This window comes from Brucella thiophenivorans, assembly GCF_002252445.1.
GTDB classification, from domain to species: Bacteria; Pseudomonadota; Alphaproteobacteria; order Rhizobiales; family Rhizobiaceae; genus Brucella; species Brucella thiophenivorans.
This window is the reverse complement of sequence record NZ_NNRJ01000003.1, coordinates 22,184-31,840: the sequence shown is the minus strand read 5'-3', so window position 1 is coordinate 31,840 and position 9,657 is coordinate 22,184. Positions and strand designations below refer to the sequence as shown.

Genomic DNA, 9,657 nt, shown 5'->3' with positions numbered 1-9,657 from the left:
GTTGGTGCAGGCATCGTCGCTTCGATCATCGAGTAATTAGATTTGTACAGGAGCGTTTCTCCGGAAACGCTCCGCGTAACAAGGAACAGATCAAATGAACGGTCAAAACATCCGCATTCGCCTTAAGGCGTTTGATCATCGGATCCTTGACGCTTCGACCCGGGAAATCGTGTCGACTGCTAAGCGTACCGGTGCAAATGTGCGCGGACCGATCCCACTTCCAACACGGATCGAAAAGTTCACAGTTAACCGCTCGCCGCACATCGATAAGAAGAGCCGCGAACAGTTCGAGATGCGCACGCACAAGCGTCTTCTCGATATCGTTGACCCAACCCCGCAGACTGTAGACGCGCTGATGAAGCTCGATCTGTCCGCCGGTGTTGATGTCGAGATCAAGCTTTAATCGGCTTGAGGACGGAAGGAACGAACCCGATGCGTTCAGGTGTTATTGCACAAAAGCTGGGCATGACCCGCGTCTATAACGACGCCGGCGAACATGTACCAGTGACAGTTCTTCGCATGGAAGACTGCCACGTGGTAGCTCAGCGTACAGTTGAAAAAAATGGTTATACAGCTGTTCAGCTTGGCGTTGGATTTGCCAAGGTAAAGAACACAACTAAGGCTCTGCGCGGTCACTTCGCGAAGGCCGAAGTTGAGCCTAAGGCGAAAGTTGCGGAATTCCGCGTTTCGCCAGATAACCTTCTTGAAGTTGGCTCTGAGATTCTTGCAGAGCATTTCGTCGCCGGCCAGAAGGTCGATGTGACGGGAACTTCGATTGGTAAGGGCTTTGCCGGTGTTATGAAGCGTCATAACTTTGCTGGTCATCGCGCTACTCATGGTAACTCGGTTACTCACCGCTCGCACGGCTCGACCGGCCAGCGTCAGGATCCGGGTAAAGTGTTCAAGGGCAAGAAGATGGCTGGTCACATGGGTCAGACCCGCGTGACAACGCAGAACATCGAAGTTGTTTCTACAGACACTGATCGTGGCCTTATTCTGGTTCGCGGCGCAGTTCCTGGTTCCAAGGGTGCCTGGATTCTGGTTCGCGATGCAGTCAAGGTTTCGCTGCCAGAGAATGCACCAAAGCCAGCAGCGCTGCGCCAGGCTGCAAACAATGTAGCAGCAGATGCTGTCGCGACTGAGGGAGCCGAATAATGGATCTCACAATTACAACGCTTGAAGGCAAGGATGCCGGCAAGGTCAAGCTTAACGAAGATATCTTCGGTCTTGATCCACGCGACGACATTCTTCAGCGCGTCGTGCGCTGGCAGCTGGCTCGCCGCCAGCAGGGCTCTCATGATGCCAAGGGCCGTAGCGACATCAGCCGCACCGGTTCAAAGATGTACAAGCAGAAGGGTACGGGCCGCGCTCGTCACCATTCAGCACGTGCACCGCAGTTCCGCGGCGGTGGTCAGGCTCACGGACCAGTTGTCCGTTCGCACGATCATGATCTGCCGAAGAAGGTTCGCGCTCTTGGTCTGCGTCATGCTTTGTCGGCAAAGGCGAAGGCATCTGACCTGATCATCATCGATGATCTGGCAGCTTCCGAAGCAAAGACAAAGCAGCTAGTGTCGCAGTTCGCCAAGCTCGGTCTCGAAAATGCACTGCTCATCGGTGGCGCAGAGATCGACGTGAACTTCCAGCGTGCTGCTTCGAACATCCCGAACATCGATGTTCTGCCAGTGCAGGGCATCAATGTTTACGACATCCTGCGTCGTGGCAAGCTCGTGCTTTCCAAGGCAGCTGTCGAAGCACTCGAGGAGCGTTTTAAATGACCGATCTTCGCCATTATGACGTGATCGTCAGCCCAGTCATTACCGAAAAGTCGACCCTTGTTTCCGAACATAACCAGGTCGTCTTTAACGTAGCTCGCAAAGCGACGAAGCCGGAAATCAAGGCTGCAATCGAAGCGCTTTTCGGCGTCAAGGTTAAGGCTGTAAACACCACTGTGCGCAAAGGCAAAGTGAAGCGGTTCCGCGGCATTGTCGGGCGCCAGAGCGATGTCAAGAAAGCGATCGTTACTTTGGCCGAAGGCCAGAGCATCGACGTTTCGACAGGTCTCTGAGAGGCCACGGAGTAAAGACAATGGCACTCAAGCACTTTAATCCGACCACGCCAGGACAGCGTCAGCTGGTCATCGTGGACCGTTCGGAACTCTACAAGGGCAAGCCGGTCAAGTCATTGACCGAAGGTCTGTCCAAGAAGGGTGGCCGTAACAACACCGGTCGTATCACTGTTCGCTTTCAGGGCGGCGGTCACAAGCGTTCTTACCGATTTGTTGACTTCAAGCGTCGTAAGCACGACGTTGTCGCAACGGTTGAGCGTCTGGAATACGATCCTAACCGCACAGCGTTTATCGCGCTGATCCGCTACGAAGACGGCGAGCTGAGCTACATTCTGGCTCCGCAACGTCTGGCAGCCGGCGACAAGGTCATTGCTGGCCAGTCCGTCGACGTTAAGCCAGGCAATGCAATGCCGCTTTCGTCGATGCCAGTTGGTACCATTATCCACAACGTGGAAATGAAGCCAGGCAAGGGCGGTCAGATTGCTCGTTCGGCTGGCGCATATGCCCAGCTCGTTGGACGTGACCAGGGTATGGCTATCCTGCGTCTGAACTCCGGCGAACAGCGTCTGGTATCAGGTGCATGCTTTGCAACGGTTGGCGCAGTATCCAATCCAGAGCACAGCAACATCAATGACGGTAAGGCCGGTCGTTCTGTTTGGCGCGGTAAGCGTCCACACGTTCGCGGCGTTGCTATGAACCCAGTTGACCACCCGCATGGTGGTGGTGAAGGCCGCACTTCTGGTGGTCGTCATCCGGTCACGCCTTGGGGCAAGCCTACGAAGGGTAAAAAGACCCGTTCGAACAAGGCGACCGATAAATTCATCATGCGTTCGCGTCATCAGCGCAAGAAATAAGAGAGGTAGTCTAAAGTGGCTCGTTCAGTTTGGAAAGGTCCGTTTGTCGATGGCTATCTTCTCAAGAAAGCTGAGAAGGTACGTGAAGGCGGTCGTAGTGAAGTTATCAAGATGTGGAGCCGTCGCTCCACTATCTTGCCGCAGTTCGTTGGCCTGACTTTCGGTGTTTATAACGGCAACAAGCATGTGCCGGTATCAATCAACGAAGAAATGGTTGGACATAAGTTCGGTGAATTCGCGCCGACGCGTACCTATTACGGTCACGGCGCGGACAAGAAGTCAAAGAGGAAGTAACAGATGGGCAAGGCCAAGGCTCCCCGCCAGCTTAAGGATAACGAGGCGAAAGCCGTCGCCCGTACGCTTCGCGTCAGCCCGCAGAAGCTTAATCTTGTCGCGGCACTTATCCGCGGCAAGAAAGTTAATGCGGCACTTGCTGATCTGACGTTCTCGCGCAAGCGGATCGCTGAAACAGTGAAAAAGACGCTCGAATCGGCTATCGCCAACGCAGAGAACAATCATGATCTCGATGTTGACGCGCTGATCGTTGCAGAAGCTTATGTTGGCAAATCAATTGTCATGAAGCGTTTCCACGTTCGTGGACGTGGTAAGGCAAGCCGCATCGAAAAGCCGTTTTCGCATCTCACCATTGTTGTCCGCGAAGTTGCGGAAAAAGGGGAGGCCGCATAATGGGCCAGAAGATTAATCCGATCGGTTTTCGTCTCGGCATTAACCGCACCTGGGATTCGCGTTGGTACGCAAATACCGGTGAATACGGCAAGCTGCTGCACGAAGACGTTAAGATCCGTGAGTATCTTAAGAGCGAACTCAAGCAGGCTGCGATCGCTAAGATCGTAATCGAACGTCCGCACAAGAAGTGCCGCGTGACGATTCACTCGGCTCGTCCGGGCATCATCATCGGCAAGAAGGGTGCAGACATCGAAAAGCTCCGCAAGAAGCTTTCCGAAATGACGAATTCCGATACGTCGCTCAACATTGTTGAAGTTCGTAAGCCGGAAGTCGATGCTACGCTGATCGCACAGTCGATCGCTCAGCAGCTTGAACGCCGTGTGGCATTCCGTCGCGCCATGAAGCGTGCCGTTCAGTCGGCAATGCGTCTTGGAGCCGAAGGTATCCGTATCAACTGCTCCGGTCGTTTGGGCGGCGCTGAAATCGCACGTATGGAATGGTACCGCGAAGGTCGCGTTCCGCTTCACACGCTGCGTGCTGATATCGATTACGGTACAGCAGAAGCGCAGACCGCTTACGGCATCTGCGGCGTGAAGGTTTGGGTATTCAAGGGCGAAATCCTTGAGCATGACCCAATGGCTTCTGAACGTCGTGCGGTTGAGGGTGACAATCAGGGTTCCCAGCAGAACCGCCGCCGCGAAAACGCTTAAAAAGCGCATCGCGGGCGAGAAAATTGGAGTAGAGAACAATGATGCAGCCTAAGCGCACCAAGTTCCGTAAGCAGTTCAAGGGCCGTATTCACGGCAACTCGAAGGGCGGTACGGATCTTAATTTCGGTGCATTCGGTTTGAAGGCAGTAGAGCCTGACCGCGTCACAGCACGACAGATCGAAGCGGCTCGCCGCGCGATCACTCGTCATATGAAACGTGCCGGTCGTGTATGGATCCGAATCTTCCCGGATCTGCCAGTTACATCCAAGCCTACCGAAGTCCGTATGGGTAAAGGTAAGGGTTCGGTTGACTACTGGGCAGCACGTGTTGCACCAGGTCGTGTAATGTTTGAGCTTGACGGCGTACCCGAAGATGTGGCACGCGAAGCCTTGAGACTCGGCGCTGCAAAGTTGTCGGTCAAGACGCGCTTCATTCAGCGCATCGCAGATTAAGAGGGCAGTCATGAAAGCCGCAGACGTTCGGGCGAAAAGCCTCGATCAGATTACAGAAGAGCTCGGCTCGCTGAAGAAAGAGCAGTTTAACCTGCGCTTTCAGAAGGCAACCGGCCAGCTTGAAAAAACCGCGCGCGTGAAGCAGGTTCGCCGTGACATTGCGCGTATTAAGACCATCGCCCGCCAGAAGGCGGCCGAAAGCAAGGCATAAGGAAAAATATAATGCCTAAACGCGTTCTGCAGGGCGTTGTCGTCAGCGACAAAAATGATAAGACTGTTGTAGTAAAGGTTGAGCGCCGCTATTCGCATCCGCTCCTCCAGAAAACTATTCGTCAGTCGAAGAAATATAAAGCGCATGACGAAAACAACCAGTTCAAGATTGGTGATCAGGTTTCTATTGAAGAATCCAAGCCAATTTCGAAGGACAAACGCTGGATCGTTCTCACGAACGTAACAGCGGGCTAAATTACAAACACGCAGCTTAGGTAGGGCAGGAGCCCTTAACCAGCTGAAGGAAAAAAAGGCGGCCAGTCATGATTCAGATGCAAACAAACCTCGACGTGGCGGATAACTCCGGCGCACGTCGTGTCATGTGCATCAAGGTGCTGGGCGGCTCGAAGCGGCGTTATGCTTCCGTGGGAGACATCATTGTGGTGTCGATCAAGGAAGCTATTCCGCGCGGCCGCGTCAAAAAAGGTGACGTGATGAAGGCGGTGGTCGTACGGACCGCCAAGGACATCCGTCGCGCAGACGGCAGCGTAATTCGTTTTGATAACAACGCAGCTGTTCTAATCGATAACAAGAAAGAGCCTATCGGCACGCGTATCTTCGGACCGGTTCCGCGCGAACTTCGCGCTAAGAACCACATGAAGATCATCTCGCTGGCTCCGGAAGTTCTGTAAGGAAGCAAGACGATGCAAAAGATTCGCAAAGGCGACAGCGTTGTCGTGCTGTCCGGTAAGGACAAGGGCCGTACAGGCGAAGTTCTTCAGGTTATGCCTAAGGACGACAAAGCGCTTGTCCGTGGCATTAATGTTGTGAAGCGTCATCAGCGCCAGACACAGACACAGGAATCCGGTATTATCTCGAAAGAGGCACCGATCCATTTGTCCAACCTGGCTGTTGCTGATCCAAAAGACGGCAAGCCAACTCGCGTTGGTTTCCGTGTTGAGGACGGCAAGAAGGTTCGCGTCGCAAAGCGTTCGGGAGCGGTGATCTGATGACTGAAGCTAAGGCACTTCCACGCTTTAAGAAGATTTATCAGGATACAATCCGTAAAGCTCTTCTTGAAGAATTCAAATATGACAACGAGATGCAGATCCCACGCATCAGCAAAGTTGTCCTGAATATGGGTGTAGGCGAAGCAACTGGCGATTCTAAGAAGCCAACCGTTGCTGCAGCAGATCTGGCCTTGATTGCCGGTCAAAAGGCTGTCATTACTCGCGCCCGTAATTCTATCGCAACTTTTAAGTTGCGTGAAGATATGCCAATCGGTACGAAGGTCACTCTTCGTGCGGATCGCATGTACGAATTCCTAGATCGCCTGATCACGATTGCGCTTCCACGCGTTCGAGATTTCCGTGGTCTGAATCCGAAGAGCTTTGATGGTCGTGGCAACTTCGCCATGGGTGTCAAGGAACACATCGTGTTTCCAGAAATCAACTATGATAAAGTTGATCAGATCTGGGGCATGGACATCATCGTTTGCACGACTGCAACAACGGATGATGAAGCCCGCGCTCTTCTGCGCGCCTTCAACTTCCCGTTTCGGCAGTAACGGCAAGCGTAGCGAGGTATAAATACTATGGCCAAGACTAGCGCAGTCGAAAACAATAAGCGCCGCGAAAAGTTGGTTAAGCGTCATGCTGACAAGCGTGCACGTCTGAAGGCGGTTGTAATGAACCAGAGCCTTCCGTTGGATGAGCGCTTTCGCGCTACTATCCAGCTCGCCGAACTGCCGCGCAATTCCGCTAAGGTCCGTATTCGCAATCGTTGCGAAATCTCGGGTCGCCCGCGTGGTTATTACCGTAAACTGAAGATGTCGCGTATTGCGCTTCGCCAGTTGGGTTCGCTCGGACAGATTCCGGGCATAGTTAAGTCGAGCTGGTAAGGAGTAGCATATGTCTGTGTCAGATCCTATCGGCGACATGCTGACCCGTATTCGCAACGCAGTAGGCCGCAAGAAGACCAAGGTTTCGACCCCGGCTTCGAAGCTCCGCGCTCGCGTTCTGGATGTTCTTCAGTCAGAAGGTTACATTCGCGGATACACGCAGAGTGAATTCGTGAACGGCAAAGCCGAGATCGAAATCGAACTGAAGTATTATGAAGGCGTTCCAGTCATTCGTGAACTGACCCGCGTTTCGAAGCCTGGCCGTCGCGTGTACGTGTCGGTCAAGTCGATTCCGCAGGTTGCGAATGGTCTTGGCATCTCGATCCTGTCCACACCTAAGGGTGTAATGGCGGATCATGAAGCCCGTGAACAAAACGTTGGTGGTGAGCTGCTCTGCCGCATCTTCTGATGCGGTTGACAGTGAACAGATAGAAGACAGGTATAAAAATGTCTCGTATCGGTAAAAAACCCGTGCCGGTCCCGGCAGGCGTGACCGCCAGTGTTGATGGGCAGATCGTCAAGGCTAAGGGCGCGAAGGGCGAATTGTCTTTCGTAGTGCACGATGAGGTACTGGTTAAGCTCGAAGACGGCGCTGTAAGCGTTGATCCTCGTGATCAGTCTAAAGAAGCTCGCTCCAAGTGGGGCATGTCGCGTTCGATGATCGTAAATATCTTCGAAGGCGTCGAAAAGGGCTATGAAAAGAAGCTTGAGATTAGCGGCGTTGGTTATCGTGCTGCTATGCAGGGCAAAAATGTCCAGCTGTCTCTCGGCTTCTCTCACGAAGTCATTTATGACGTGCCAGCCGGCATTACTGTAGTCGTACCGAAGCCAACGGAAATCGTTGTTTCGGGAATCGACAAGCAGCAGGTCGGTCAGGTTGCGGCTGAGATTCGTGAATATCGCGGCCCCGAGCCTTACAAGGGCAAGGGCGTCAAGTATGCTGGCGAGAAGATCGTCCGCAAAGAAGGCAAGAAGAAGTAAGGGAAGCGCGTCATGGCATCGCCAAAAGAAACTTTGCAGCGTCGCGCTGCTCGTGTACGCCGTCAGGTCAAGGCCGTCGCAAACGGCCGTCCACGTCTCAGCGTGCACCGCTCTTCCAAGAACATCTACGTTCAGGTTATCGACGACGTTCGCGGTGTTACCATCGCAGCAGCATCGACACTGGATGGCGATCTGAAGGGCAAGCTCAAGACCGGTGCGGACCAGGCAGCTGCGGCTGCTGTTGGGAAGCTGGTTGCTGAGCGTGCAGTTAAGGCCGGCGTCAACGAAGTAGTGTTTGATCGTGGTGCATTTATTTACCACGGCCGTGTGAAGGCTCTCGCCGAAGCTGCTCGCGAAAGCGGACTGAGCTTCTAATATTTTGTGCTTCCGGAAAATAATAAAGGAATAGGATATGGCACAGAGAGAACGTAACCGCGAGGACCGCGGTCGTGAGGAGCGTGACAGCGAATTCGTTGACAAGCTCGTTCACATCAATCGCGTTGCTAAGGTTGTTAAGGGTGGCCGTCGCTTCGGTTTTGCTGCACTCGTCGTCGTTGGTGACCAAAAGGGTCGCGTCGGCTTCGGACATGGCAAGGCTCGTGAAGTGCCTGAAGCGATCCGTAAAGCAACTGAAGCTGCCAAGCGCGATATGATTTTCGTACCACTGCGTTCGGGTCGTACACTGCATCATGATGTGCAGGGTCGTCACGGCGCTGGCAAGGTTCTGCTTCGTGCAGCTCCTGCTGGTAAGGGTATCATTGCTGGTGGTCCTATGCGTGCGGTGTTCGAAACGCTTGGCGTTCAGGACGTTGTTGCTAAGTCGCTCGGCTCGTCGAACCCTTACAACATGGTTCGTGCAACCTTTGACGCTCTGAAGCATCAGATGCATCCAAAGGACATTGCTGCACAGCGCGGCATCAAGTACTCGACCCTTCAGGCTCGTCGCCATGATGTGGTTGGTTCAGAAGAATAGCCGATAGTTTGTGCCAGTCCGGTGCGTATCAATTCCCGCAAAATTGCAATGCGGTTTTGCGTTAGGGATTGATATAAAGAAGCTACCGGATACGCCATAGACAAGGGATTTGAGTGATGGCTGAGAAGAAGGGTAAGACGGTTACGGTCGAACAGATCGGAAGCCCTATCCGTCGTCCAGCCGAACAGCGTGCAACGCTGATCGGTCTCGGACTAAACAAAATGCACCGCCGCCGCACACTGGAGGATACTCCTTCAGTTCGTGGTATGATCGCCAAGGTTCAGCATCTCGTCCGCGTCGTGGACGAGGTCTGATAACGCAGGGGATAGAGACATGAAACTCAACGATCTGCGTGACAAGCCAGGTTCGATTAAAGCGCGTAAGCGCGTTGGCCGTGGTATCGGCTCCGGCACCGGCAAGACCGCTGGCCGCGGCGTCAAGGGACAGAAGTCCCGTTCTGGCGTAGCGATCAACGGCTTTGAAGGCGGACAGATGCCAATCTACCGTCGTCTGCCAAAGCGCGGCTTCACGAACATCTTTGCGAAGAGCTTCAACGTTGTATCGCTCGGTCGTATTCAGACCGCGATTGATGCAGGTAAGCTTGATGCCAAAGCTGTTGTGAACATTGAAAGCCTGAAGGCTGCTGGCGTGATTCGTCGTGCGCTTGATGGTGTTCGCGTTCTCGCTGACGGTGAACTCAAGGCAAAGGTCGCTTTCGACGTTGCTGGTGCTTCCAAGGCTGCGATCGAAAAGATCGAAAAAGCTGGTGGCAGCATTAAGCTTCCCGAAGCAGCTGCTGAAGCTTCTGAATAAGACTTCAGATAT

General features: G+C 53.6%; 21 protein-coding genes. All 21 read left to right on the top strand.

The window, feature by feature from the left end:
* The first annotated feature begins 94 nt into the window (after positions 1-94).
* The 21 genes from rpsJ to rplO all read left to right on the top strand — a co-directional run bounded on the left by rpsJ (position 95) and on the right by rplO (position 9,645).
* Positions 95-403 (top strand): 30S ribosomal protein S10, encoded by a 309-nt coding sequence (gene rpsJ / locus CEV31_RS00635; protein ID WP_002964363.1) that lies wholly within the window; start codon positions 95-97, stop codon positions 401-403.
* 29 nt (positions 404-432) lie between these two features.
* A complete protein-coding gene (rplC, locus tag CEV31_RS00630; protein WP_094504988.1) occupies positions 433-1,155 on the top strand; it encodes a 50S ribosomal protein L3 in 723 nt (240 codons plus the stop codon).
* A complete protein-coding gene (gene rplD / locus CEV31_RS00625; protein WP_094504987.1) occupies positions 1,155-1,775 on the top strand; it encodes a 50S ribosomal protein L4 in 621 nt (206 codons plus the stop codon). Before rplC ends, rplD begins: the two co-directional genes overlap by 1 nt.
* A complete protein-coding gene (locus CEV31_RS00620; protein WP_007875343.1) occupies positions 1,772-2,065 on the top strand; it encodes a 50S ribosomal protein L23 in 294 nt (97 codons plus the stop codon). Before rplD ends, CEV31_RS00620 begins: the two co-directional genes overlap by 4 nt.
* Before the next feature lie 20 nt (positions 2,066-2,085).
* Positions 2,086-2,919, top strand: coding sequence for a 50S ribosomal protein L2 (rplB, locus tag CEV31_RS00615; RefSeq protein ID WP_094504986.1), 834 nt, complete (start codon positions 2,086-2,088; stop codon positions 2,917-2,919).
* 15 nt (positions 2,920-2,934) lie between these two features.
* Complete coding sequence (gene rpsS, locus CEV31_RS00610; RefSeq protein WP_094504985.1) at positions 2,935-3,213, top strand: 30S ribosomal protein S19; 279 nt, start codon at positions 2,935-2,937, stop codon at positions 3,211-3,213.
* A gap of 3 nt (positions 3,214-3,216) precedes the next feature.
* Complete coding sequence (rplV, locus tag CEV31_RS00605) at positions 3,217-3,606, top strand: 50S ribosomal protein L22 (protein ID WP_007875336.1); 390 nt, start codon at positions 3,217-3,219, stop codon at positions 3,604-3,606.
* On the top strand, positions 3,606-4,316 hold the full coding sequence (gene rpsC, locus CEV31_RS00600) for a 30S ribosomal protein S3 (protein WP_094504984.1): 711 nt from the start codon (positions 3,606-3,608) through the stop codon (positions 4,314-4,316). Before rplV ends, rpsC begins: the two co-directional genes overlap by 1 nt.
* Before the next feature lie 38 nt (positions 4,317-4,354).
* Positions 4,355-4,768 carry a 50S ribosomal protein L16 gene (rplP, locus tag CEV31_RS00595; protein WP_094504983.1) on the top strand — a complete coding sequence of 138 codons (414 nt, stop codon included), beginning with the start codon at positions 4,355-4,357 and terminating at the stop codon, positions 4,766-4,768.
* Positions 4,769-4,778: 10 nt separating this feature from the next.
* The gene (gene rpmC, locus CEV31_RS00590; protein ID WP_094504982.1) at positions 4,779-4,979 is read left to right on the top strand and encodes a 50S ribosomal protein L29; all 201 of its coding nucleotides are present in this window, start codon (positions 4,779-4,781) and stop codon (positions 4,977-4,979) included.
* An 11-nt stretch (positions 4,980-4,990) separates the two neighbouring features.
* Complete coding sequence (rpsQ, locus tag CEV31_RS00585; RefSeq protein WP_094504981.1) at positions 4,991-5,233, top strand: 30S ribosomal protein S17; 243 nt, start codon at positions 4,991-4,993, stop codon at positions 5,231-5,233.
* A gap of 68 nt (positions 5,234-5,301) precedes the next feature.
* Positions 5,302-5,670, top strand: a complete 369-nt coding sequence (rplN, locus tag CEV31_RS00580) for a 50S ribosomal protein L14 (protein ID WP_094504980.1) — start codon at positions 5,302-5,304, stop codon at positions 5,668-5,670.
* A 12-nt stretch (positions 5,671-5,682) separates the two neighbouring features.
* On the top strand, positions 5,683-5,988 hold the full coding sequence (gene rplX, locus CEV31_RS00575; protein ID WP_094504979.1) for a 50S ribosomal protein L24: 306 nt from the start codon (positions 5,683-5,685) through the stop codon (positions 5,986-5,988).
* Positions 5,988-6,545 carry a 50S ribosomal protein L5 gene (gene rplE, locus CEV31_RS00570; RefSeq protein ID WP_094504978.1) on the top strand — a complete coding sequence of 186 codons (558 nt, stop codon included), beginning with the start codon at positions 5,988-5,990 and terminating at the stop codon, positions 6,543-6,545. The genes rplX and rplE overlap by 1 nt, the downstream gene beginning before the upstream one ends.
* Before the next feature lie 27 nt (positions 6,546-6,572).
* Positions 6,573-6,878, top strand: a complete 306-nt coding sequence (gene rpsN / locus CEV31_RS00565; RefSeq protein WP_094504977.1) for a 30S ribosomal protein S14 — start codon at positions 6,573-6,575, stop codon at positions 6,876-6,878.
* Positions 6,879-6,888: 10 nt separating this feature from the next.
* Positions 6,889-7,287, top strand: coding sequence for a 30S ribosomal protein S8 (rpsH, locus tag CEV31_RS00560; RefSeq protein ID WP_007875325.1), 399 nt, complete (start codon positions 6,889-6,891; stop codon positions 7,285-7,287).
* 38 nt (positions 7,288-7,325) lie between these two features.
* On the top strand, positions 7,326-7,859 hold the full coding sequence (rplF, locus tag CEV31_RS00555; RefSeq protein ID WP_094504976.1) for a 50S ribosomal protein L6: 534 nt from the start codon (positions 7,326-7,328) through the stop codon (positions 7,857-7,859).
* Between the two features lie 12 nt (positions 7,860-7,871).
* On the top strand, positions 7,872-8,234 hold the full coding sequence (gene rplR, locus CEV31_RS00550; protein WP_094504975.1) for a 50S ribosomal protein L18: 363 nt from the start codon (positions 7,872-7,874) through the stop codon (positions 8,232-8,234).
* A 37-nt stretch (positions 8,235-8,271) separates the two neighbouring features.
* The gene (gene rpsE, locus CEV31_RS00545) at positions 8,272-8,832 is read left to right on the top strand and encodes a 30S ribosomal protein S5 (protein WP_024897023.1); all 561 of its coding nucleotides are present in this window, start codon (positions 8,272-8,274) and stop codon (positions 8,830-8,832) included.
* A gap of 116 nt (positions 8,833-8,948) precedes the next feature.
* Entirely contained in the window at positions 8,949-9,146 is a 198-nt protein-coding gene (gene rpmD, locus CEV31_RS00540) for a 50S ribosomal protein L30 (RefSeq protein WP_094504974.1), read from the top strand.
* A gap of 19 nt (positions 9,147-9,165) precedes the next feature.
* Complete coding sequence (gene rplO / locus CEV31_RS00535; protein WP_094504973.1) at positions 9,166-9,645, top strand: 50S ribosomal protein L15; 480 nt, start codon at positions 9,166-9,168, stop codon at positions 9,643-9,645.
* The last annotated feature ends 12 nt before the right edge of the window (positions 9,646-9,657 follow it).